Here is a 24,022-nt window from a genome sequence, read left to right as displayed (position 1 = left end):
ATGCCGGCAGAGCAAATCCAGCTTCCCAATGGCAATACCGCGAGTCTGGCAGTCACGCCGACGTTAACACTGGTGAAGGATCAGTCGGTAAAGACGGCTCCCGTTGCAGTAAAGAAGGCGATCGTTTTTTTCATCGGTGGGGCTGCCGATCAGGAGAAATACTATTTCCAGGGCGCGTTCCACAATATCGATGACGCCCAAAAACTGCTCGACGCCAAAATAGCCGGCAACGCTAAACTGAAGGCGAAATACACGGGCCTCCCTAAAAGCTATAAGGATGCAAGGGGTTCCGGCGATATCCAGACCCACTTCATCGACAACATTCCCAACAAATCCTGCCCGGTTTACATCGTCGGCCACAGCCTCGGCGGTTGGAACGGTGCGCATCTGTCACAGATCCTGTCCGAAGCCGGTTACACCATCAAATATCTGGTGACACTCGATCCCGTGGGTGAAGGGTTCCTCGTATGGCTGGGTTCCGACATTTATTTCTCTGAACCAACGCCTGTCGCTGAAACATGGATCAACATCCGCGCCAACGCCAGTACACCCGACCAATCTGACGGTGTCGCTGACTTCGGCGAGCGCTGGATTATCGAAGCAGGTCCGACCATCAATAAAACCATTGATAAGCACCATGCTTCTGCTGACTGGATGTTTTTCGAACCTGTGCAAGGAACGAAGTCCGCTTGCGATCTGATTTTTGATTCAATCAACGGTATCTTTGGCCAATGAACAGCTTCCGCGCGGTCATTTACCTGGGCGTTCTTCTCTGCACTGGCTGCGTAAAAACGGCCAGTATTCCACCCGCCGACCTCACGTTATCGTCGTTTGAGCTCGGCCCCGCCAATCTGTTCACGGCACACTTCAACTCCACTGTGGATTTGCAGAACGCTTTCAATGATTACGAAAGTTCCAATCAACTCAGCCCTACTCTGATCTGCTCTCTCAATCGAGACATGGAGTTCTCATCGGAGCATCCAATCGCTGTAAAAGCCGAAGGACGGGTTACCGCGAGCAGTCAGGCCCAGCCCAACTACCGATTCTCTTCCGATCTGATCTTTTACTACACCAATCCGGATGGAACGCAACGCGACTTGAATGACTACGACGCCATCAAACCATTACTGGCGTCGCAAGCCTCGATTCCTTGCAAAGTGCGCATTACTGCCTATGGGTATGAGGCCTATTACACGAACACGTTATTCATCCCGGCCAGGATCATGATTGAACAGATCTTCAGATAACCGCCCTTTGCTGAGCCTTGCGCAGGGAATTGGCGAAGCTCTGGTCGTCAGTTGATTGCACCCATAAAAAAGCCCGGGCCCCCTCCCCGGGCTTTTCATTTGTGCGCCTCTTTTGCATTTCTGTGCGACACATCCCGTTTCAGGACTCCCGCAAGGCTCTGGCACGGTGTTAGTTTGTAAGTGTATGTGTCTCAACGTTGAGACACGCCTAACTCACTGCCCTGCAAAGGAATGCCCTTCGTAATGAATGTCCCTTTCAAAAAACTGGCTGCCACCACCTTGATACTGGGCGGCCTTGCCGTATTCACCGCGCCCGCGCAAGCCAATATCACCCCGCAACAGAGTGCTGAAATCCTCAAGTCCTTCAGCGCTGACAAAGCCACCGACTTCCGTCAGTTCCTCGGTAGCCTGGGCAAGAGTGATCTGGCCAAGACCGCCGACATCGGCCCGGCTATTGGCGCGTACCTGGATAACAAGACCCTGACGGCTGAGCAGCAGAACGAAATCTATCGTCTGCTGGGCATCTACACGCGAGCGAAATACAGCGCTGCCGCCACCGAAACCCTGCGCGAACTGGTCGAGATCCCGACCTTTCGCAAAGACGGCGTCGAACAGCACGACAACCCGGAATTCATCAAGATCGCCGCGAAGATCAAGAGCCTGGCCGAGTCGTTCAATCTGAAATTCCGCAACATCGACAACCGCGTCTACGAGATTTCCCTCGATGGCAGCGGCGATGAAGTGGTGGGTATTCACGCGCATGCCGACGTGGTGCCGGTAACGCCGGAAAACTGGGTGCTCAAGGATGGTACCCGCCTCGACCCGTTCAAGATCACCCTGATCGGCGACCGCATGTATGGTCGCGGCACCGAGGATGACAAGAACGGTATCGTGGTGACCTTGTATGCGATGAAAGTTATCAAAGAAGAAAAGCTGCCGTTGGTGCGCAACTTCAAGCTGTTGGTCGACACCACCGAAGAAACCACGGGCGATGCGATTCCGTACTACTTCGAACACAATCCGACGCCGAACTACAACCTCGCGCTCGATGGCGGTTACCCGGTGGTGATTGCCGAGAAGGGTTATGGCACTGTCATGGCCAACTTTGCCCAGCGCAAAGGCGAAGGCAAAGGTGCGGAAATCATCTCGATGACCGGCGGTCTGGCGACCAATCAGATTCCTTCGGTGTCGGTCGCCACCCTGACCACCGACAAACCTGCGGAACTGGCTGCCAGCCTGCAGAAGGCCGGTGACGAGTTTGCCAAGCGCAATGGCGGCGATTTCCAGGTCAGCGCCAAGGTCGATGGCAAAGACGTCAAACTGACGGTGACTGGCGTATCCGCGCACTCCTCCGAACCCGAGTCCGGGGTTAACCCGGTCGCGCGCATGCTGGTCTTTATTAATAGCCTTGATGGCAAGGTCGCGTTCAAACACAACCACATCACCGATGCGGCGCGTTATGCCGCTGACAACTGGGGCCTGGATTATCTGGGCAACAAGCTGGGTGTCGGTTTCTCCGATTCCTTCATGGGCCCGCTGACAACCTCGCTGACCTACGTCGGCAAGGATGACAAAGCCTTCAAACTGGCGGTCAACCTGCGTGTACCGAAGGGCAAGTCGCCGGAGAAGCTCAAGGCTGAGATCGCTGAGAAACTGGCGGCATGGGACAAGAAAAGCCACGTAGCCGTAACCTTCGACTATTCGATCGCGGAGCCGATGTACCGCAATCCTGAGGGCGAATGGGTCAAGGCGCTGTTGGCAGTATCGACTGAAAACCTCGGCATGAAACACGAGTTCGGCACCTCCGCAGGCGCCACCTCGGTGCATGAATTGCCGAACGGTGTGCAGTTCGGTCTGGCCATGCCGAACGTGAAATACACCGGGCACACCGATGGTGAATTCAAGACCGTGGAGCAGTTCCAGCTGGATCTGCAGATCGTCACGGAAATGATCGGTCGGATCGGCCAGTTGCCGAAACTCTGATTGCTCTCCTGAACCCGCCGCTTCGGCGGGTTCAACTTTTTAATCGCCAGATAATCCCCGCCGCGCAGCCTCACTCCTGACTTTTGCACACCGGGCAACACAGAATTGCCTTCAGAAAGATTGATAGCCACCTAACGAAAGGTGCATGCTAGAGGGCTCATTCGGGTCTTATATCATTCCGGATGATAGTTACCTTTGCTTCATTCGATTCGTGCCATCACACCCCGCCGAGCATCATCCGCCCATCTTCAATACATTGGCGGATGCATCCATGGAACAGTCACTCAAACATTTGCGCTTCCCGTTGGCCATGTTGGCCGTACTGGTGATGAGCGCCTGCGGCAAGACTCCGGAGACTGCCGCCACCGCGCCTGCTACCAAAGTCAGCGTGGCCAAGGTGATCGAACAACCGGTCAACGAGTGGGACGAATTTACCGGGCGCCTCGAAGCCCCGGAAACCGTTGAAATCCGTCCACGGGTTTCCGGCCAGATCGACGAGGTGGCTTTCACCGAAGGCGCCCTGGTCAAGAAAGGCGACCTGCTGTTCCAGATCGACCCGCGTCCGTTCCAGGCTGAGGTGCGCCGCCTCGAAGCACTCGTTGCCCAATCCCGCGCCAACGCCACCCGCAGTGAAAACGAAGCCGGCCGTGGCGAACGTCTGCGCGCCAGCAACGCGATTTCTGCCGAACTGGCCGATTCGCGCACCAGCGCTGCACAAGAAGCCCGCGCCGCCGTCGGCGCCCTGCAAGCGCAACTGGACCTGGCCAAACTGAACCTCAGTTTCACCCGCGTAACCGCACCGATCAGTGGCCGCGTCAGCCGTGCCGAAATCACCGCCGGTAACCTGGTGACCGCCGACACCACCCCGCTGACCAGCGTCGTCTCCACCGACAAGGTTTACGCCTACTTCGATGCCGACGAGCGTGTCTTCCTCAAATACACCCAGCTCGCCCGCAACGGTCAGCGCGGTGCGACCACTCCGGTGTACATGGGCCTGTCCAACGAAGACGGCAACCCACACCTCGGTCAGATGAATTTTGTCGACAACCAGGTCAACCCGAAAACCGGCACCATCCGTGGTCGCGCGGTGTTCGACAACAGCGACGGCACCTACACCCCGGGCCTGTACGCACGCCTGAAACTGGTCGGCAGCGGCACCTACAACGCCATGCTGATCAACGACGAAGCGGTCGGTACCGACCTCGGCAAGAAGTTCGTACTGGTCATGGATGCGGACAACAAAACCGCATACCGCGCCGTCGAACTGGGTCCGAAAATCGAAGGCCTGCGCATCGTCCGTACCGGCCTGAACAAGGACGACACGATCATCGTCAAGGGTCTGCAACGGGTGCGTCCTGGTTCACCGGTCACCCCTGAAGTGATCCCGATGGCCAGCGAACAAACGATCGCGGCACTCGCTCAACAACGTCAAGCGCTGGAAGCCAGCAACCTGCCCAAAGTCGCCCCTGCCAAAGGCGCGTCGGGATCGGTTGTGAAGCTGGCTGCTACGACCCCACGCGGTTAAGGGACGACAACTCCGATGAATTTTTCCCAATTCTTCATTTCACGGCCGATTTTCGCAGCGGTGCTCTCGCTGTTGATCCTGATCGCCGGTGCGATCTCGCTGTTCCAGCTACCGATCAGCGAATACCCGGAAGTCGTGCCGCCGACCGTGGTGGTGCGTGCCAACTTCCCGGGCGCCAACCCAAAAGTCATCGGTGAAACCGTGGCCGCTCCACTGGAGCAGGCCATCACCGGCGTCGAGAACATGCTGTACATGTCCTCGCAGTCGACCGCCGACGGCAAGATCACCCTGACCATCACCTTCGCCCTGGGCACTGACCTGGACAACGCGCAGGTGCAGGTGCAAAACCGCGTGACCCGTACCGAGCCGAAGCTTCCCGAGGAAGTGACGCGCATCGGTATCACCGTCGACAAGGCATCGCCCGACCTGACCATGGTTGTGCACTTGACCTCCCCGGACAAGCGCTACGACATGCTCTACCTGTCCAACTACGCGATCCTCAACATCAAGGATGAGCTCGCTCGTCTCGGTGGTGTCGGTGACGTGCAGTTGTTCGGTATGGGCGACTACTCGCTGCGTGTCTGGCTCGACCCGAACAAAACCGCTTCGCGCAATCTGACCGCGACCGATGTCGTGACCGCGATTCGTGAGCAGAACCGTCAAGTGGCTGCCGGCCAGTTGGGCGCGCCCCCTGCGCCGAATGCCCAGAGCTTCCAGCTGTCGGTCAACACTCAGGGCCGTCTGGTTTCCGAGGAAGAGTTCGAGAACATCATCATTCGCGCAGGCGACAACGGTGAAATCACTCGCCTCAAGGACATCGCTCGCGTTGAGCTGGGTTCCAGCCAATACGCCTTGCGTTCGTTGCTGAACAACCAGCCGGCGGTGGCGATCCCGATCTTCCAGCGTCCAGGCTCCAACGCCATCGACATCTCGAACGAAGTTCGCGGCAAGATGGAAGAGCTGAAGAAAGGCTTCCCGCAAGGCATGGACTACAGCATCGTCTATGACCCGACAATCTTCGTGCGCGGCTCGATCGAGGCGGTGGTTCACACCCTCTTCGAAGCACTGATCCTCGTGGTACTGGTGGTGATCCTGTTCCTGCAAACCTGGCGCGCCTCGATCATTCCGTTGGTGGCGGTGCCGGTGTCGTTGATCGGTACGTTTGCGGTGATGCACCTGTTCGGCTTCTCGCTCAACGCGCTGTCGCTGTTCGGCCTGGTACTGGCGATCGGTATCGTGGTGGACGACGCCATCGTGGTGGTGGAAAACGTCGAACGGAACATTGAACTCGGACTCACACCCGTCGAAGCGACCAAACGGGCGATGCGTGAAGTGACCGGCCCGATCATCGCGACGGCGCTGGTGCTGTGTGCGGTGTTCATTCCGGCGGCCTTCATCTCTGGCCTCACCGGTCAGTTCTATAAGCAATTCGCACTGACCATCGCTATCTCGACGGTGATCTCGGCCTTCAACTCGCTGACCCTGTCGCCTGCGCTGGCCGCGGTATTGCTGAAAAGCCATGACGCACCGAAAGACCGCTTTTCCAAAGTGCTCGACAAGATCTTCGGTGGCTGGTTGTTCCGTCCGTTCAACCGCTTCTTCGACCGTGCCAGCCATGGCTACGTCGGCACAGTGGGTCGGGTTATCCGCAGCAGCGGCATCGCCCTTCTGCTGTACGCAGGCCTGATGGTGTTGACCTTCTTCGGTTTCTCCAGCACGCCGACCGGCTTCGTCCCCGGCCAGGACAAGCAATACCTCGTCGCCTTCGCGCAACTGCCGGACGCTTCGAGCCTGGATCGCACCGAAGACGTGATCAAACGCATGTCCGACCTGGCCCTTAAACAGCCAGGCGTGGAAAGCGCCGTAGCGTTCCCGGGCCTGTCGATCAACGGCTTCACCAACAGCCCGAACGCCGGCATCGTCTTCGTGACCCTGAAGCCGTTCGACGAGCGTAAAGACCCGAGCATGTCCGCCGGCGCAATCGCCGGTGCCTTGAACGGCCAATACGCGAACATTCAAGAGGCGTACATGGCGATCTTCCCGCCACCGCCGGTACAAGGTCTGGGCACCATTGGTGGTTTCCGCCTGCAAATCGAAGACCGGGGCAACCTGGGCTACGACGAGCTGTACAAAGAAACCATGAACATCATCAACAAGAGCCACAGCGTGCCGGAACTGGCCGGGCTGTTCACCAGTTACACCGTGAACGTGCCGCAAGTTGATGCTGCCATCGACCGTGAAAAAGCCAAGACCCACGGCGTCGCCGTCAGCGACATCTTCGACACCCTGCAGATCTACCTGGGTTCGCTGTATGCCAACGACTTCAACCGCTTCGGGCGCACCTATCAGGTCAACGTTCAGGCCGAGCAGCAGTTCCGCCTCGAATCCGATCAGATCGGTCAGCTGAAAGTGCGTAACAACAAAGGCGAAATGATCCCGCTGGCGACCTTCATCAAGGTCAGCGACACCTCGGGCCCGGATCGCGTGATGCACTACAACGGCTTCATTACCGCAGAAATCAACGGCGCAGCTGCACCGGGCTACAGCTCCGGCCAGGCCGAAAAAGCCATCGAGAAACTGCTCAAGGAAGAACTTCCGAACGGCATGACCTACGAGTGGACCGACCTGACCTACCAGCAGATTCTGTCCGGCAACACCGCGCTGTTCGTGTTCCCGCTCTGCGTACTGCTGGCGTTCCTGGTACTCGCCGCGCAATACGAAAGCTGGAGCCTGCCACTGGCGGTGATCCTGATCGTACCGATGACCCTGCTGTCGGCCATCACGGGTGTGATCATCTCGGGCGGTGACAACAACATCTTCACCCAGATTGGTTTGATCGTACTGGTGGGACTTGCCTGTAAGAACGCGATTCTGATCGTCGAATTCGCCAAGGACAAACAGGAAGAAGGCCTCAACCCGCTCGCGGCGGTACTGGAAGCCTGCCGTCTGCGTCTGCGGCCGATCCTGATGACCTCCTTCGCGTTCATCATGGGTGTGGTGCCACTGGTGTTCTCCAGCGGTGCCGGTGCCGAGATGCGTCACGCCATGGGTGTGGCGGTGTTCTCCGGGATGCTCGGGGTGACCTTCTTCGGCCTGTTGCTGACCCCAGTGTTCTACGTACTGATCCGTAACTTTGTTGAACGCGGCGAGCAGCGCAAAGCGGCCAAGGCGCTCAATCTTCAAAAGCCACTGGAGGCGCAACAATGAGTCTGAAAGTCTTCCTGCCGAGTCTGCTGGTGTTGGCCCTCAGTGCCTGCGCCGTCGGCCCCGACTACAAGACCCCAGCCACGGAGGCGGCCAACATCACGGCCGTCACCGACGGCGCCGCCGGGCAAAAGAACTTCGACCGCTCGAAATTCGAAGGCATCTGGTGGCAGCAATTCGACGATCCGACCCTCAACCAGTTGGTGACGCAATCGCTGCAAGGCAACCGTGAACTGCGCGTGGCGTTCGCCCGCTGGAAAGCCGCCCGGGCAATCCGCGACGACGCCAGCAACGATGCGATGCCAACCATCACCAGCCGCGCCAGCAGTGACTTGGCCAAGGGTCAAATTCCTGGCCAGACTACCAACCGGGTCAATAGCGAACGCTATGACCTCGGTCTGGACATGGCCTGGGAACTGGACCTGTTCGGGCGCATCCAGCGCAATCTGGAAGCCAGTGACGCCGATCAAGAGGCCGCCAAAGCCGATCTGTACCAACTGCAAGTCACCATGATTGCCGAACTGGTCGACGCTTACGGTCAACTGCGCGGCGCTCAGTTGCGGGAAAAGATCGCCGTGGCCAACCTGAACAATCAGGTGGAGTCACGCAAGATCACCATCAGCCTGCGTGATGCCGGCGTCGGCGATCAGCTCGATGTCGAACGTGCCGATGCGCGTCTGGCCTCGGTCGAAGCCAGCGTGCCGCAGTTGCAGGCTGAACAGGTTCGGCAGAAAAACCGTATCGCCACCCTGCTCGGTGAGCGTCCGGACAAGCTGACCGTCGATCTCAGCCCGAAAGACCTGCCGGCGATTGCCAAGGCTCTGCCGATCGGTGATCCGGGCGAGTTGCTGCAACGTCGTCCGGACATCCTCAGCGCCGAACGCAAACTGGCTTCGGCCACGGCGCGCATCGGTGTGGCGAAAGCCGATCTGTTCCCACGGGTCAGCCTTAGCGGCTTCCTCGGCTGGACGGCCGGGCGCGGTTCGCAAATTGGTTCCTCGGCGGCCAACGCCTGGGCACTCGGCCCGAGCATCACGTGGGCGGCGTTCGACCTTGGCAGCGTGCGCGCCCGTTTGCGCGGCGCCGATGCCGATGCCGAAGGCGCCCTGGCCACTTACGAGCAACAAGTGCTGCTGGCACTGGAAGAATCGGAAAATGCTTTCAGCGATTACGGCAAGCGTCAGCAACGCCTGATCTCGCTGATTCGCCAGAGTGAATCGAGCCGCAAGGCTGCCGATCTGGCGGAAATTCGCTATCGCGAAGGCACCACCGACTTCCTCGTGCTGCTCGATGCCCAACGTGAACGGTTGAATGCCGAAGACAGCCAGGCCCAGGCCGAAGTCGATCTGTATCGCGGCATTGTCGCGATCTACAAAGCCCTTGGCGGCGGCTGGCAACCGGAGACGGTCGCCAGTCAGTAACAGTTGTTAAAGAGCTCCTTTGGTTGGCCGCAACCAACCAATTTTTTGCCCCGCGTATCATTCGGTCGCGGGGCTTTTTTATTTTTTGATCAATGAAATCCTGTGGGAGCGAGCCTGCTCGCGAATGCGGTGTGTCAGGCGACACCAACGGGGCTGATCCAATGCTTTCGCGAGCAGGCTCGCTCCCACAGGGTTAACGGTGTTCTTCAGACTGAGAGTTTTCCAGGACGGTGACGGTGGCCGTGGTGCCTGCGCGCAAGCGATTCTTCCCCGCATAGTCGCGGTCGATCTCGATCCGTACCGGTACTCGCTGTGCCAGCTTCACCCAGGTGTAACTCGGATTGATGTTGGCCAGTAAGCGGCTGCCCGGGGCGTTTTCCCGGTCAGCGATGGCGAAGGCAATGCTCTGCACCGTGCCACCGAAGGTTTCGCCGCTCATCAACTGCACCCGCACCCGGTCGCCTTCCTCGATTCGTGGCAATTTGGTTTCTTCGAAATAGCCGCTGACGTAAAACGAATCGCTGTCGACCAGTGCCAGCAAGGCACCTCCGCTCACGGCGTAGTCACCTTCACGGGTCAGCAGATTGGTCACATAACCGCTGACCGGCGATTCGACGCGGGTACGCTGCAAGTCCAGTTCAGCCTGGGTCAGCGCGGCGATCGCCAATTGCACATTGGCCTCCGCCAGGCCGAGGTTGGCCTGATTGCGCAACAGGTCGGCCTGCGCCACCGCCACGTCGGTGCTGGATTTCTCCCACTCCTCCCCGGAAATCGCAAACCCTTGCTTGAGCGTCCGACGCCGACGCTCTTCGCTTTGGCGCTGCTTGAGCAGTGCTTCACTGGCGACAATCGCCGCCTGCGACTGGCCCAAGGTGGCCTTCGCCACTTCAACCGAGCGCCTGGAGTGTTCGACCGCCAATCGGTAGCGCGCCGGGTCGATCTCCATCAATAGCTGGCCCTTGTCGACATGCTGGTTATCCTGCACCGCCAGACTGACGATGCGCCCCGAGACATCTGCCGACAACGTCACCACGTCGGCCCTCACCCGGGCATCGCGGGTCCAGGGCGCACGGGTGTAATGTTCCCAGGCAAACCAGCCAAGCACGATCGCCAGAATCACCACCGCCAACGTCGTCAATCGCGTGAGCAATACTTTCAAGTCATCAGGCTCCCATGAGCAAAATCAGCGTGGCACAGACGCAGGCATACAAGGCACCTTCGAACAGCGCCTCATGCCAGACCAGACGCAACACGCCCAGGCGGCGCAAGCCCCAGTCCAGCACCATGAAGATGGGGATGGCCAGCAACAGTGACTGGGCAATCGGCGGCAGGTAAACGCCACCAATCTCGAAATCAATGGGCAAGGGCTGGTTCTCCTTCCGCTGCGGGGTTTTGCAACTGCTCGCCGTGACGTTGCAGAAATGACACCACGATCAACAAGGCGACGCGCATGCGGAACACCGACCACAGATGCTCATGACTGGCGACGTGCAACTCATCCAGTTCATCGCCCAAGGTGTGTAGCGTGCTCAGCAACGATTGCAGCTGTACATCGGCGCGACCGGCGACAAAACGCCCGGTCTTGCGTAAAGCCGAAGCCAAGTGCCGACTGAACGCCTCTGTCAGCAACGAATTGTTCTGTGCCTGCTGCCGCAGTTGATGCATCGCGACACCCAGTGCAACGCAAGCAAGGCTGATTTCATACAGTTGCTGCATCACGCGATCATTAACCGCTGGCAACAAGCCGAGCATGCTGGTCAAGCGATCGACCATGCGACTTTCGAACGCGAACTGCTGCTCATCGGTGGCGGGCATTTTGCTCAGTTGATACACCTGCTCGCGCGCTTCGTTATAAAAGCGGCGAATGCGCCATGCCGGGCGGAACGGAAAGATCCACGCGTAGACAATCAGTGCCAACATCGCCGCACTGACGTAAGCACCGGCGAATTCGAACCATTGAATCGCTGTGTTCTGGCCCGTGCCGATATTTTGCGGGCCGAGCATGAGGAAGCTCGACAACCCCAGCCCCATGCCAATGCCCGCCGTCGCCGGGCTCGCCAGACCGACCGCGATCACGTACAGCAACGGTGCCAGCAACAATGCCAGCCATTCGAAATCACTGATCGCCGGCACCAGCATGAATTGATAAAGCGCTGACACCAGCAACGCCAGACCCAGGCCGCGGGCGTAACTCTGCGCGGCCATCAGCGGACGCGGGAACGTCGCCATCAACGAACACAGAATGCCCACCAGAATCATCCCGCCCCGCGCGCCATCCCACGCCGTTTCGATCCAGATCAACCCGGCCACCAGCAACGCGGTAAAGGCGCGGATGGCGTTCATCGTCGCCAGGGTGAAATCCAGGTGCAGCGGACTGGCCTGACCGCGATACAGGCAACTGGCTTCACGGCCATCCTGAATGGCATCGCTCAGCTCCAGTATCTGTTCCAACTGGTGCAACAGCCGCGCCTGTTCCCAGCGCAACGCCCATGCCAGCGAACGCAGGGTCGCGCTCATGTCTTCGGTGAGTTGCTCGGCCTGATAAGCCAGCGCTTCGAACTGTTGCTGCAGCGTGATGAATTGATGTCGCGCCTGGGCAGGTAATGACCGACCTTGTTGCGCCAACTGATCGAGCAAGGCCAATTCCTCGGCACGCAGGCGCTGGACGTCCAGCGGCAGATCACCTTCCCAGCGCTCGGTGAGCAACTCGCGCTGATGACGCAAAGCGGTCAATCGCGACGTCAGCAACATCAATTGATTACCCAGCAGCAGCACCAGATTGTTGGCACTGCGCAGACGTGGCGCATCGAAATACAGGTGCCGACGCAGGCCTTCCAGGGCACTTATTTCCCCGAGCAGTTGCATTTGCCGGCGCTGGAAATCAGCCTCGCTTTCCTCCGTGCGCAACACCGCAGCGGCATGGCTGGCAGCCAGTTTGATCACTTGATCGACCTTGGCGAAATACCCCTTGGCCACCGCCTCCGGCCGCGCCGTAAGCAGACTGACCACGCAGACACACGCCACCGCCAGCAAGGTTTCGGTGACGCGGGTGACCGCCAGTAAAAAGGTGCCGTCCTGATCCGGTATCGCCAGCATCGCCACCACCACGGCGGTGTAGCCACTGAGGACGAACGCCTGAGAGCTGGTGTAGCGCAGCAACGTTCCGCCCGCCGTGCACAGCGCCAGCCATAACGCCAGTGTGGTAATGAACGGCAATGGCGCCTGCGGAAAAATCGCCATGATCACTACCGCCACCACCGCGCCCAGCGTGGTGCCGATGACTTGACCGAAACTGCGCGCCAGGGCCATCCCGGACAAAGGCTGGCTGACGATCACCACCGCCATGATTGACCATTTCGGCTGGTCGAGGTCGAACAGAAACGCCAGATACAGGGTCAGCAGCCCGGCGGCAATGGTTCGCAGGGCAAACAGCAGCACCGCCTGGCCGGGATGGATCACCGCTTTGAAGTAATTGAACAGGGCTTGCATGGGCACACTCGTCAGCACAACTCCTGCAAGCGTAGACACTGCCAGCCAAGCCCGACGGCTCAAAGCGTCGACGCGATGTGTAGGGCGTTTCGCAGGCATTGGGTTTGACTCACGGCGCGCGCTGACCGAAGCTTGCCGTTCTGCCAATAGAACGTCAGTTCACGGAAACCTGCATGCCTGCTTCTCGCCGCTACTTGCTCATCAGCCTTGCCCTTTTGCTCATTGTCGTCGTGGCGTGGCTGTCCCTGCGCAGCACCGCCCCAGTCGTTCCGGAAGCCATTCGACGTGGTTACAGCGAAGCGTTGAACGCCGCGCGCACCGGGCAACCGGGCGCGGCGCGGCAGTTGTATCAGCAGATGGGCCGCCCGGATCTGTCGATCAAACGCCGGGTCTGGTTGCATGGCGAATTGCCGAACTATCCGAGCCCGCAGGCATTGAAACTGGCAGATGCCGACCTGCAAAACGAAGCGCCCGAGGTGCGGCTGGCAGCGATCCACAGCGTCGTGGGCCTGGTGCCCGGCGGGCAACGCAGCCTGTTACTGGGGCCCATGCTCGATGATGAAGATCAGACGGTGCGCTTTGCCGCGATCAATGCCCTGCTCGGCTTGACGCCTGACGAACTGGGTTTGTATTTCGCGCCGTTGCAGCAAGCGATCGATGGCTGGGAGCAAGCGCTCAAGGCCGAGCCGGAAAGCGCTGCCACTTACGCGCAACTGGCGCGCCTGTATATCCATAACGTCGAACTCAAAGAAGCCCAGGTCGCCCTCGATAACACCCTGCGTCTGGAGCCCGGCAATCTGCAGGCGCTGGTCATGCAGATCGACGTGCTCGACCGTCAGGGCCAGAGCGACGCCGCCCGACAGTTGCTTGCCCAACAACTCAAAGCCCAGCCCGATTCCGCCTATCTGCAACATGCCTTGGGCCTGTGGCTGCTGCACCACGGTCAGCGTGAATACGCCCTGCTCGGCTTGTCGAAAGCGGTGGAACTTGAGCCTGATAACAAGGATTACCGCTACGACCTCGCGACCACCTTGCACAGCGCCGAAGAGCTGGAAGCGGCGCAGAAGCAATTGCAGGAAATCGTCCAGCGTCATCCGGCCGATCGCAAGGCGCGAGTGCTGTTGATCAATTACTGGAAAGAGAGCGGCCAACTGCAAAATGTGCAGATCCTGCTGGCGCAACTCGAACAGTTGAATCCCGACGATCCAGCCCTGCAGCAAGGGCTGTGAAGCAAATCCAGAAGAAAATTGTGAACTGCCATCACGCCAAAGGGTCAAGTAATTCAGGCGACCGCTTTCAATAAAGCGCCTCGACTCCCCTAGTCATGAGAGGGCATTTTTTGTCTACATCTAACGCGTTGATCAGTGCAAAAGCCGCCACCGGCATCGAAGGTCTGGATAACATCCTGGCCGGTGGCTTGTCTCGTGGACATGTGTTTTTGCTCGAAGGTGAACCCGGAACCGGCAAAACCACGGTCGCATTGCATTTTCTAATGGCCGGAGCACGCGCCGGCGAACGCTGTTTGTACATCACCCTGTCGGAAACCGAGCGCGAATTGCGCCAAGGTGCGCTCTCGCACGGTTGGGAATTGGGCGAGAACATCGAGATTTTCGAGCTGACGCCACCGGAAAGCCTGCTCAATGCCGAGCATCAGCAGAGTTTGCTGTACTCCTCCGACCTGGAACTGGGCGAAGCCACCAAGCAGATTTTCGAAGTGGTCGAGCGCTTCAAGCCGACCCGCGTGGTGCTCGACAGCCTGTCGGAGATTCGCCTGCTGGCGCAGAGTTCGTTGCGCTACCGTCGTCAGATCCTCGCGATCAAGCACTACTTCGTACGCTATGACGCTACGGTGCTGCTGCTCGACGACCTGACCACCGAATCCCTCGACAAAACCGTGCACAGCGTGGCTCACGGTGTGATTCGCCTCGAAGAATTGACCCCCAACTATGGCGCCGAGCGCCGGCGTGTCCGGGTGGTCAAATACCGTGGCCAGAAGTATCGCGGCGGCTTCCATGACTTCACCATCATGGGCGACGGCGTGCACGTGTTCCCGCGTCTGGTCGCGGCCGAACATCGCGGCGACTATGCGCGCCTGCAATTGACCAGCGGCATCAAGGAAATGGACGCCCTGCTCGGTGGCGGCATCGAGACTGGCTCGAGCACCCTGATCCTCGGCCCGGCGGGCACCGGCAAATCGCTGATCTCGATGATCTTCGCGGCGGCTGCGGTGGGGCGTGGAGAAAAGGCTGCGCTGTTTATCTTCGATGAAGAACTCGGTCTGCTGTTCGAGCGCATGAATAACATCGGCATCGATCTCAAGGCTCTGCAAGCCACCGGCAACCTGCTGATTGAACAGGTAGACGCAGCCGAGCTGTCACCGGGTGAGTTTTCGCACCGGGTGCGGCGTTGTGTCGATGAAGGCGAGATCAAAACCGTGGTCATCGACAGCATCAACGGCTATCAGGCAGCGATGCCGGAAGAAAACGCCCTGGTGCTGCACATGCATGAATTGCTGCTGTATTTGAACCGCAAAGGCGCCGCGACCTTCATGACCGTTGCCCAGCACGGTCTGGTCGGCGACATGCAGGCGCCGGTGGACATTACTTACCTGGCCGATACGGTGATTCTGTTGCGCTACTTTGAAGCCATCGGCAAAGTCCGCCGGGCGATCTCCATCATCAAGAAACGCACCGGTAGCCACGAATCGACCATTCGTGAGTACCGAATTTCCACCCAAGGCATGACCATCGGCGAGCCGCTGGAAGCCTTCCAGGGTGTGCTGCGCGGCGTGCCCACCTACCTCGGCGCGAGCAACCCGCTGCTTCGGGAAGAGACCTTGTGACGCTGACCACGCCACTGGCCGAACGGGCGCTGATACTGGCGCCCGTGGGTCGTGACAGCCAGATTGCGCAGATGATCCTCAATGAAGCGGGCTACGGCGGGCTGATCACACCGGGGCTTAGCGCACTCTGCAGCGAACTTGAACTCGGTGCCGGCCTGTTGTTGATCGCTGCCGAAGCCTTACGCGGCCCTGAGATCGAGGCGTTGTTCATGCACCTTGAACAACAGCCGGCATGGTCGGATCTGCCCATCGTCTTGCTCACCCATCACGGCGGCCAGGAACAAGGCCCCTCCTCGCGGCTCAGCGGTCAATTAGGCAACGTGACCTTCCTTGAACGGCCGTTTCACCCGGCGACCTTGGTCAGCCTGGTTTCCGCCGCCCTGCGCGGGCGACGACGACAGTACGAAGCACGTGATCGACTGATCGACCTGAGTGAAAGCGAGCGCCGTCTGCAATCGACGCTGGAAACCCTCGAGCAACAGGTCGAGGAACGCACCGCACAACTGCGGCATAACGAAGAGGCGCTGCGTCAGTCGCAGAAAATGGAAGCGGTCGGCCAATTGACCGGCGGCATCGCCCATGACTTCAATAACATGCTCACCGGGATCATCGGCAGCCTCGAACTGCTGCGTCGGCGTCTGGCGCGTGGACGCACCGACGATCTCGACAGCCTGATCGACCTCGGCGTGACCTCCGCCAACCGCGCGGCAGGCCTGACCCACCGGCTATTGGCTTTCTCGCGCCGCCAGTCACTCGACTCCAAAGCCGTGCAGATGAATACGCTGGTGTTGTCGATGGGCGAACTGTTGCAGCGCAGCCTCAACGAAAGCATTCAGCTGGACATGCGCCTGAACGACAAACTGTGGGTCGCCGAAGCCGATCCAAATCAGTTGGAAAGCGCCCTGCTCAACCTCGTCATCAATGCCCGCGACGCCATGCCCGAGGGCGGCAAACTGGTTGTCGAAACCAGCAATCAGGTGCTCAAGCGCGACTTCACCGAGGCTTACAGCAACCTCGAACCGGGTGATTACGTGATGTTGAGTGTCACCGACAACGGCAGTGGCATGCCGCAGAGCGTGATCAACCGCGCGTTCGATCCGTTTTTCACCACCAAACCGATCGGTCAGGGCACAGGTTTAGGCCTGTCGATGATCTACGGTTTCAGCAAACAATCGCGCGGCCATGTCTCGATCGACAGCGAAATCGATCAAGGCACCACGGTCAAACTCTATCTGCCGCGTTTCCGCGGCGAAGAACTGGCCAGCCCCGCCACTAATGTCGAGCAAGCGCCGGAAGCGCTGGACGGCGAAACCGTGCTGATTGTCGAAGACGACCCCGCCGTGCGTGTGTTGGTCAGCGCGGTGCTCAGCGAGTTGGGTTATGCCTTCGTCGAAGCCAGCGACGCCGATGGCGCCGTGCCGATCCTCAACTCGGCGCAACGCATCGACTTGCTGATCAGCGACGTCGGGCTGCCGGGCATGAACGGCCGGCAACTGGCGGAAGTTGGCCGGCAATACCGGCCAGGCCTGAAAGTGCTGTTCATCACCGGATATGCCGAGCATGCGGCGGTGCGCGGTGGTTTCCTCGATTCGGGGATGCAGATGATCACCAAACCCTTCACCTTCGATCTGCTCACGGCCAAAGTCCGCGAAATGATCAAAAACTGACCCCGAAAAACACTGAAGGAGCTGTCGCAAACTGCGACAGCTCCTTCAGGTCGGCGTCCGTCAGCGCAGGATAATCAGGCCAACAACTCCTGAATCTTTTCCTGCAACACATCCAGATCGAACGGTTTTTCCAGAATCGGCGCCTTGTGCGTGATCGGGCTGCCGGTCTCGCGGATTTCCTGCGGATAACCGCTGATAAAGATCACTTTCAGATCCGGTCGCAACTTCACCGCAGGTTCGGCAATCTGCACGCCAGAGATGCCGCCGGGCAAACGAAAATCGGTGATCAACATGTCCAGATGCGGTTTGCTCGCCAGGATCTCGAACGCCTGCTCGCCGTTTTCGGCCTGCAACACGCGATAACCCTGCCCCGACAAATAATCGGTCAGGACCATCAAGATAACCGGTTCGTCCTCGACGACGAGTACTACATCTTGTGCATCTACGCTCATGGGAAGCCTTTGTTCGGTCAATAGCTGCTGATACGACCGTGTGGTCACTCAGAGGTTGCGTCGGATTTGCCGTTTTCCTCGATCGGCAGACAAACGCGAAACAGGGCGCCTTCGTTGATTTCACTCTCGACGACGATGGAACCGCCATGGGCGGCAATGATCTGCTCGGAAATGAACAGACCCAGTCCGAGCCCGGCCACTACCGTCTTGGCGGAAACCCGTTCGAACTGTTGGAAAATACGCTTCTGATTCTCGGCGCTGATGCCGATCCCGCGATCCTGCACCTCGACTCGCGCCTCATTGCCTTCACGGTAAACCCGCACCTGGATCGGGCTGCGACCACCATAACGCAGGGCATTGGTCAGCAGGTTGGAAACGACCTGTTCGATACGAAACTCGTCCCAATAGCCTTCCACCGGATGCGGCGCGGTAAAGCTGACTTCGGTTTCCGCCGCCTCGACCTGTTGGGCAAAGTTCTGCAACAGATTGCTGACCAGTTGCGTCAAGTCGAAACGGTTCGGCCGGATCGACAACTTGCCGGTGCGAATCCGCGACACGTCGAGCATGTCTTCGATCAGCCGGATCAGGCTTTTGATCTGGCGCTCGTCGCGGTCGACCATGGCGTGCATCTTGTCCAGGGTAAACGCGGCGGCGTTGTCGCGGGCCAGATGCATCTTGCGCAATTGCGTTTCGAGTATCAGGCCATTGAGCGGCGTGCGCACTTCGTGGGCGACGATTGACATGAAGTCATCGCGCATACGCACCGCCTGCTCAAGCTCCAGTTGCGTGCTCTGCAATTGCTGCAGCAACGCTTCCTGTTCGCGGCGGGCCAGCTCGAGCGCTTCGACCTGTTGCTTCATCGCCTTACTCTGGCGGTACAGATCGACGAAGACGTTGACCTTGCTCTTCACCGCATGGATATCCAGCGGTTTGTGCAGGAAGTCCACGGCCCCGCTCTCGTAGCCCTTGAACGCATAGTTCAGTTCGCGGCCGGCGGCGCTGACGAAAATGATCGGGATGTTCTTGGTTTTCTCGGTGCCGCGCATCAGCTCGGCCAGCTCGAAGCCGTTCATGCCCGGCATCTGCACGTCGAGAATGGCCATGGCGAATTCGTGCTGCAACAGCAGCGACAACGCTTCGTCAGCCGACAGCGCCTTATAGACGGTGCGGTCTTCGCGTTTGATCAGCGCTTCGAGGGCCAGCAGGTTTTCTGGCAGATCGTCGACGATCAACAGTTTGGCTTGGATATTACTCAGCATGCGATTCGTTCCAGCTCGACAAGCAGACGGCCGATGCCGTGAATGGTTAGGACATGGTCAGGCTGCTGAATTTTCAAGGCAGCCTGAGGCATGGTGGCGACCTGCGCTTCTTCGGGGTCCTGGACGATCGTCAAGCCGCCACGGCGCTTGACTTCGACCAACCCGCGCGCGCCATCGTGATTGGCGCCGGTCAGCAACACAGCGGCCAGCGCGGGCCCATAGGCATCGGCGGCCGATTCAAACAGGTAATCGATCGAAGGCCGGGAGTAATGCACACGGTCCTCAAGGCTCAACGACAGGCTGCGATCCTGTTCTACCGACAGGTGATAACCCGGCGTTGCGAAATACACCCTGCCGGCGACGATGTCCTGTTTGTCGCTGGCCTCGTGAACCGGCATGCCGAGACGGCGGGCGAACACTTCAGCCAACTGGCTACGGCGTTCTTCCGGCAGATGCAGCACGATGATGATCGGCAATACGAAACCCTCGCGCAGCGGCCCGAGCAGGGTCAACAAGGCCTCGACGCCACCGGCGGAAGCCCCGACCACAATCGCCTCGATTCGAGGCAGATCCGTAGTTTCGTTCATGATTTGCGATAGATCCGTTCTTGCTTCACCAACGGTTCGAACTGATTGGCATAGCTGGAAAAATCCAGCGTTTCCTTGCTGCCCAGCACCAGAAAGCCACGGTGGCAAAGCGATTCATGGAACAGCCCGAAGGCGCGGTCCTGCAGCTTCTTGTTGAAATAGATCAGCACGTTGCGGCAGGAAATCAATTGGGTTTCGGAGAACACGCTGTCAGTCGCCAGACTGTGGTCGGCAAACGTCACGTTCTCGCACAGGCTCTTGTCGAAAATCGCATAGCCGTACGCGGCCGTGTAGTAGTCGGCAAACGAGCACTGGCCACCGGCCTGTTGGTAGTTGGCGGTGTACGCCCGGACGTTCTCCATGGAGAAAATCCCTTGCTTGGCCTTGTCCAGCGACCGTGGATTGATGTCGGTGGCATAAATGATCGTGCGATCGAGCAAGCCTTCTTCGCGCAGCAGGATCGCCATCGAGTATACCTCCTCGCCCGTGCTGCACCCGGCGATCCAGATCTTGATCGACGGATAGGTGCGCAGCAACGGCACCACTTCCTTGCGAATCGCGAGGAAGTGCGAGGGATCGCGAAACATCTCGCTGACCGGAATCGTCAGCAACTGCAACAGTTGCATGAACGCGGTCGGGTCGTGCAGGACCTTTTCCTGCAACGCCGAAATCGTCGCGCACTCGAACTGGCTCAGCGCATGTTGCACCCGGCGCTTGATCGACGCGCCGGAATAATCGCGAAAATCGTAGCTGTACTTCAGATAGATGGCCTCGATCAGCAGGCGCAACTCTATTTCGCTGTTTCGCTCGATTGAACTACTGCGTTCCACTAAATACGTTCCATCTTCGGTAACCACACGCGAATCAGCGAGAACAGGCGATCCAGATCGATGGGCTTGGCCAGGTAATCATTGGCGCCCGCCTGCAGGCAGCGCTCCTGATCGTCCTTCATGGCCTTGGCCGTCACCGCGATGATCGGCAGCTTGCGCCAGCGCGGATCCTTGCGGATTTCAATGGTGGCTTCAAAACCGTCCATTTCCGGCATCATCACGTCCATCAACACCAGATCGATGTCCTCGACTTCATTCAATTTCTCAATCGCTTCACGGCCGTTACGACCGATCACCACGACTGCGCCTTTGGTCTCCAGCGCACTGGTCAGGGCGAAGATGTTGCGCACATCGTCGTCCACCAGCAGCACTTTGCGACCCTCGAAGACCTTGTCGCGGCTGCGCGCGGTCTTGAGCATCTTCTGCCGTTCATGGGACAACTGCGATTCGACTTTGTGCAGAAAGAGTGTGACCTCGTCCAGCAGACGCTCCGGCGAGCGTGCGCCCTTGATGATGATCGAACGCGAATACTTGCGCAGTTCGGCCTCTTCATCGCGGGTCAGGTTGCGCCCGGTGTAGACAATCACCGGCGGGAACGAGCAAATGTCTTCGGTGGACATGCGCTTGAGCAGGTCATTGCCGAGCATGTCCGGCAGCTTCAAGTCGATGACCATGCAGTCGTAGATCGTCGTGCGCAGCCGCTCCAGCGCATCTTGCGCGAGGCCGACGGCGGTAATTTCGATGTCTTCGTCGCCGATCAGTCGCGCGATGCTTTCACGTTGCAAGTCGTCGTCTTCGACCAGTAGCACGCGCTTGACCTTCTGCGTGAGCTTGGCTTCGAGACGGGCAAACACGTCTTTGAGCTCTTCGCGGGTGGTCGGTTTCACCGCATAGCCGATGGCGCCCATGTGCATCGCCGCTTCGACGCGGTCTTCGACCGAAATCACGTGCACCGGGATGTGCCGGGTTTCGGCGTGCTCTTTCAGGCGTTGCAGCACGGTCAGACCGGAATGGTCCGGCAGACGCATGTCCAGCAGGATCGCATCCGGGACGAATTCTTTCGCCAGGTCATAGCCTTCGTCAGCACCGTGGGCGACCAGGCATTGGTAGCCCAGTTCATGCGCCAGGTCGTAGAGGATGTGCGCAAAGTTCGGCTCATCCTCAACCACCAGAATGCAGCGGGTGGCGAAGGGTGCCTTGTCGCGGTCATCGGCAAAGCGCGGAATGTGCACCGGCGCCAACGGCGAAACCATGGCTGCCGGCGCCTGAGCAACCGGCGCGCTGACGAAGGCCGCCGGCGGAGTGAGCGTCAGCGGTGCGGATCGGCTATCCGCCGTCTCGCTGTACTGCTGCGGCAACACCAGGGTGAACACACTGCCCTGCCCCGGCGCGCTGCTGACGCTGATCGAGCCGCCGAGCAATGTTGCCAGATCGCGCGAGATCGACAGCCCCAGGCCGGTGCCGCCGTACTTGCGGTTGGTGGTACCGTCGGCCTGGCGGAAGGCCTCGAAAATACTGTCCTGCTGATCCGCGGCAATGCCGATCCCGGAATCACGCACGATGAATGCCACGCGATCATTGGGCTGGCCGCTGATGGTCAGGCTGACCGCGCCGGACTCGGTGAATTTCACCGCGTTGGATAGCAAGTTCTTGATCACCTGCTCCAGACGTTGCCGATCAGTGAACAGCGTCACCGGCGCATCGGGTTGCAGGTCAACGCTGAAGGTCAGGCGCTTGTCCGCCGCCAAGGGCTCGAACACGCTGCGCAAGCCGTCCGCGAGACGCGCGACACTGGTGTTCTCGGGGATCACCTCAAGCTTGCCGGCCTCGACCTTGGAAATATCCAGAATGTCGTTGATCAGGTTGAGCAGATCGTTGCCGGCCGAATAGATCGACTCGGCAAACTTGACCTGTTCGGCGCTGAGATTGTCCTGCGGGTTCTCGGCCAGCAACTTGGCCAGAATCAACGAACTGTTGAGCGGCGTGCGCAGTTCGTGGGACATGTTGGCGAGGAACTCGGACTTGTACTTGCTCGAACGCTGCAACTCTTCCGCGCGCTCTTCGAGCTGTACTTGCGCCTGATTGAGTTCGGTGTTCTTCAAGTCCATCGCGTCGCGTTGTTCGGCCAGGGTCTGCGCCTGTTCGGCGAGCTGTTCGTTGGTCTGCTCCAGTTCGACTTGCTGGGTTTCCAGATGCGCCTGGGATTCCTTGAGAATCCGCGACTGCTCTTCGAGTTCTTCGTTGGCAGTTTTCAGCTCTTCCTGCTGCACCTGCAACTCTTCGTTGAGCTGCTGGGTTTCCGCCAGCACTTCCTGCAAACGCTGACGGTAGCGCGCGGCTTCGATCGACGTGCCGATGTTGCCGGCGATCAGTTCCAGCAGTTCGATATCGCGATCCGTCAACGGGCGCAAGAAGCCCAGTTCGATCACACCGTTGACCCGTTCATCATCGCTGGTCGGCACCACCAGCACACTGTGCGGCAAACCTTCGCCGAGGCCGGAGCTGACTTTGAAGTAATCGGCCGGCACCGAATCGAGACGAATCAGTCGTGCCTGTTGCGCCACCTGGCCGACGATGCCTTCGCCGCTGTAGATCGACTGATCCTGTTCTTCCTGCTCGCGGGAGAAACCGTAAGTGGCCACACGCTTGAGGCCACCGTGCTCTTCGCGTACATACAGCGCGGCCACGGCCGTGCCCATGTATTGCGCGCAGAACTGCAGAATGTTGCGGCCCAACAGATTAAGCGTCAGTTGCCCCAACACTTGCTCGGCGAGTTCGGTCTGGCCGTTGCGCAGCCACGCCTGTTGCTCCAGACGCCCGGCGCTGGCCTGTTGTGCCGCGAGGTTGGCGCTGTAATTGGTCGACAGATTGACCAGATCGCGACGGCCGATGTAGGCCAGCAAGCCACTGATACCGGCGATGAACAACAGATAAAGACTGATGCTCCAGATCGTCGTGCGACGCACGTCTTCATTGCGCGTGGTGCGCAACACCTGCTCGGTTTCGATCACATCTTCAAACTGCTTGCGAATCTCGTCCGTCAGGCGTTTGCCACGCCCGGCCTTGACCGCGCCTTTATAGTCGCCGCTGCTGCGCTGCAGATCGATCATCGATTGCGCGTAATTCGCCCACTCGGTCTGCAAGGCCTGCAGACGGCGCAGGCGATCGGTTTGCACCGGGTTGTCGGCGGTCAGTTCGAGCAAGGTGTTGAGCGCCACCGTGATCCGTGGCTTGGCGGTCTCGTACGGGTCGAGGAAGTGTTCATCGCCACTGAGCAGGAAGCCACGCATGCCGGTTTCCAGATCGACGGTGAGTTTCACCGCTTCGTTGGCGTTATTGATCACCCGATCGGTGTGCTCCACCCACTGGATAACCGACAGCAGATAAGTGATCAGCGACACGAAGAACACGGCACTGAGCGCACCAACGCCCAAGGGCAGACTGATGTTGCGGCTCAGGAGTTTGCGAAACCGTTGCTCATCAACCGTAGACGGAGAGGACATGGGGCAGCCTTGT

At 59.3% G+C, this 24,022-nt stretch carries 17 protein-coding genes; 9 read left to right on the top strand and 8 right to left on the bottom strand.

What is annotated here, in order from left to right:
- From A8O26_RS11000 to A8O26_RS10975, 6 genes are all read left to right on the top strand, one after another.
- Complete coding sequence (locus A8O26_RS11000) at positions 1-735, top strand: hypothetical protein (protein ID WP_064118010.1); 735 nt, start codon at positions 1-3, stop codon at positions 733-735.
- On the top strand, positions 732-1,247 hold the full coding sequence (locus A8O26_RS10995; RefSeq protein ID WP_064118009.1) for a hypothetical protein: 516 nt from the start codon (positions 732-734) through the stop codon (positions 1,245-1,247). Before A8O26_RS11000 ends, A8O26_RS10995 begins: the two co-directional genes overlap by 4 nt.
- A 243-nt stretch (positions 1,248-1,490) precedes the next feature.
- Positions 1,491-3,230 carry a dipeptidase gene (locus A8O26_RS10990; protein ID WP_064118008.1) on the top strand — a complete coding sequence of 580 codons (1,740 nt, stop codon included), beginning with the start codon at positions 1,491-1,493 and terminating at the stop codon, positions 3,228-3,230.
- A 271-nt stretch (positions 3,231-3,501) separates the two neighbouring features.
- Positions 3,502-4,755 (top strand): multidrug efflux RND transporter periplasmic adaptor subunit MexE, encoded by a 1,254-nt coding sequence (gene mexE, locus A8O26_RS10985; RefSeq protein ID WP_064118007.1) that lies wholly within the window; start codon positions 3,502-3,504, stop codon positions 4,753-4,755.
- Between the two features lie 15 nt (positions 4,756-4,770).
- Complete coding sequence (locus A8O26_RS10980; protein WP_064118006.1) at positions 4,771-7,962, top strand: efflux RND transporter permease subunit; 3,192 nt, start codon at positions 4,771-4,773, stop codon at positions 7,960-7,962.
- Positions 7,959-9,380: an efflux transporter outer membrane subunit gene (locus A8O26_RS10975; protein ID WP_064118005.1), complete on the top strand. Its 1,422-nt coding sequence runs from the start codon at positions 7,959-7,961 to the stop codon at positions 9,378-9,380. Before A8O26_RS10980 ends, A8O26_RS10975 begins: the two co-directional genes overlap by 4 nt.
- Positions 9,381-9,573: 193 nt before the next feature.
- Here A8O26_RS10975 and A8O26_RS10970 read toward each other — a convergent pair whose 3' ends face one another.
- Genes A8O26_RS10970 through A8O26_RS10960 form a run of 3 tightly spaced genes read right to left on the bottom strand, consistent with a single transcriptional unit; the run spans position 9,574 to position 12,869 of the window.
- Positions 9,574-10,539 carry an HlyD family efflux transporter periplasmic adaptor subunit gene (locus A8O26_RS10970; RefSeq protein WP_064118004.1) on the bottom strand — a complete coding sequence of 322 codons (966 nt, stop codon included), beginning with the start codon at positions 10,537-10,539 and terminating at the stop codon, positions 9,574-9,576.
- A 4-nt stretch (positions 10,540-10,543) separates the two neighbouring features.
- Positions 10,544-10,744 (bottom strand): DUF1656 domain-containing protein, encoded by a 201-nt coding sequence (locus tag A8O26_RS10965; RefSeq protein ID WP_064118003.1) that lies wholly within the window; start codon positions 10,742-10,744, stop codon positions 10,544-10,546.
- The gene (locus A8O26_RS10960) at positions 10,734-12,869 is read right to left on the bottom strand and encodes an FUSC family protein (RefSeq protein WP_064118002.1); all 2,136 of its coding nucleotides are present in this window, start codon (positions 12,867-12,869) and stop codon (positions 10,734-10,736) included. The genes A8O26_RS10965 and A8O26_RS10960 overlap by 11 nt, the downstream gene beginning before the upstream one ends.
- Before the next feature lie 173 nt (positions 12,870-13,042).
- On the opposite strand from A8O26_RS10960, the gene A8O26_RS10955 reads away from it, so the two are divergent.
- From A8O26_RS10955 to A8O26_RS10945, 3 genes are all read left to right on the top strand, one after another.
- Complete coding sequence (locus A8O26_RS10955; RefSeq protein WP_064118001.1) at positions 13,043-14,098, top strand: tetratricopeptide repeat protein; 1,056 nt, start codon at positions 13,043-13,045, stop codon at positions 14,096-14,098.
- 110 nt (positions 14,099-14,208) lie between these two features.
- Positions 14,209-15,711 carry an ATPase domain-containing protein gene (locus A8O26_RS10950; RefSeq protein ID WP_064118000.1) on the top strand — a complete coding sequence of 501 codons (1,503 nt, stop codon included), beginning with the start codon at positions 14,209-14,211 and terminating at the stop codon, positions 15,709-15,711.
- Positions 15,708-17,378 carry a response regulator gene (locus A8O26_RS10945; RefSeq protein ID WP_064117999.1) on the top strand — a complete coding sequence of 557 codons (1,671 nt, stop codon included), beginning with the start codon at positions 15,708-15,710 and terminating at the stop codon, positions 17,376-17,378. Before A8O26_RS10950 ends, A8O26_RS10945 begins: the two co-directional genes overlap by 4 nt.
- 74 nt (positions 17,379-17,452) lie before the next feature.
- On the opposite strand, the gene A8O26_RS10940 is transcribed toward A8O26_RS10945, so the two are convergent.
- Genes A8O26_RS10940 through A8O26_RS10920 form a run of 5 tightly spaced genes read right to left on the bottom strand, consistent with a single transcriptional unit; the run spans position 17,453 to position 24,009 of the window.
- A complete protein-coding gene (locus tag A8O26_RS10940) occupies positions 17,453-17,830 on the bottom strand; it encodes a response regulator (RefSeq protein WP_064117998.1) in 378 nt (125 codons plus the stop codon).
- A 44-nt stretch (positions 17,831-17,874) separates the two neighbouring features.
- Positions 17,875-19,089, bottom strand: a complete 1,215-nt coding sequence (locus A8O26_RS10935; protein WP_064117997.1) for a hybrid sensor histidine kinase/response regulator — start codon at positions 19,087-19,089, stop codon at positions 17,875-17,877.
- Positions 19,083-19,676 carry a chemotaxis protein CheB gene (locus A8O26_RS10930; RefSeq protein ID WP_064117996.1) on the bottom strand — a complete coding sequence of 198 codons (594 nt, stop codon included), beginning with the start codon at positions 19,674-19,676 and terminating at the stop codon, positions 19,083-19,085. The genes A8O26_RS10935 and A8O26_RS10930 overlap by 7 nt, the downstream gene beginning before the upstream one ends.
- Positions 19,673-20,506: a CheR family methyltransferase gene (locus tag A8O26_RS10925; protein ID WP_064117995.1), complete on the bottom strand. Its 834-nt coding sequence runs from the start codon at positions 20,504-20,506 to the stop codon at positions 19,673-19,675. The genes A8O26_RS10930 and A8O26_RS10925 overlap by 4 nt, the downstream gene beginning before the upstream one ends.
- Positions 20,506-24,009 carry a response regulator gene (locus A8O26_RS10920; RefSeq protein ID WP_064117994.1) on the bottom strand — a complete coding sequence of 1,168 codons (3,504 nt, stop codon included), beginning with the start codon at positions 24,007-24,009 and terminating at the stop codon, positions 20,506-20,508. The genes A8O26_RS10925 and A8O26_RS10920 overlap by 1 nt, the downstream gene beginning before the upstream one ends.
- Positions 24,010-24,022 lie beyond the last annotated feature (13 nt).

The organism is Pseudomonas fluorescens (genome assembly GCF_001648775.1).
Taxonomy (GTDB): domain Bacteria; phylum Pseudomonadota; class Gammaproteobacteria; order Pseudomonadales; family Pseudomonadaceae; genus Aquipseudomonas; species Aquipseudomonas fluorescens_M.
This window is presented reverse-complemented; position numbering and strand designations above follow the sequence as displayed.

Excerpts from the sequence above, each read along its gene's own strand:
- A8O26_RS11000 (WP_064118010.1), top strand. The coding sequence starts at position 1 with ATGCCGGCAGAGCAAATCCAGCTTCCCAATGGCAATACCGCGAGTCTG.
- A8O26_RS10940 (WP_064117998.1), bottom strand. The coding sequence starts at position 17,830 with ATGAGCGTAGATGCACAAGATGTAGTACTCGTCGTCGAGGACGAACCG.
- A8O26_RS10995 (WP_064118009.1), top strand. The coding sequence starts at position 732 with ATGAACAGCTTCCGCGCGGTCATTTACCTGGGCGTTCTTCTCTGCACT.
- A8O26_RS10930 (WP_064117996.1), bottom strand. The coding sequence starts at position 19,676 with ATGAACGAAACTACGGATCTGCCTCGAATCGAGGCGATTGTGGTCGGG.
- A8O26_RS10960 (WP_064118002.1), bottom strand. The coding sequence starts at position 12,869 with ATGCAAGCCCTGTTCAATTACTTCAAAGCGGTGATCCATCCCGGCCAG.
- A8O26_RS10975 (WP_064118005.1), top strand. The coding sequence starts at position 7,959 with ATGAGTCTGAAAGTCTTCCTGCCGAGTCTGCTGGTGTTGGCCCTCAGT.
- A8O26_RS10955 (WP_064118001.1), top strand. The coding sequence starts at position 13,043 with ATGCCTGCTTCTCGCCGCTACTTGCTCATCAGCCTTGCCCTTTTGCTC.
- A8O26_RS10935 (WP_064117997.1), bottom strand. The coding sequence starts at position 19,089 with ATGCTGAGTAATATCCAAGCCAAACTGTTGATCGTCGACGATCTGCCA.
- A8O26_RS10980 (WP_064118006.1), top strand. The coding sequence starts at position 4,771 with ATGAATTTTTCCCAATTCTTCATTTCACGGCCGATTTTCGCAGCGGTG.
- mexE (WP_064118007.1), top strand. The coding sequence starts at position 3,502 with ATGGAACAGTCACTCAAACATTTGCGCTTCCCGTTGGCCATGTTGGCC.
- A8O26_RS10990 (WP_064118008.1), top strand. The coding sequence starts at position 1,491 with ATGAATGTCCCTTTCAAAAAACTGGCTGCCACCACCTTGATACTGGGC.
- A8O26_RS10920 (WP_064117994.1), bottom strand. The coding sequence starts at position 24,009 with ATGTCCTCTCCGTCTACGGTTGATGAGCAACGGTTTCGCAAACTCCTG.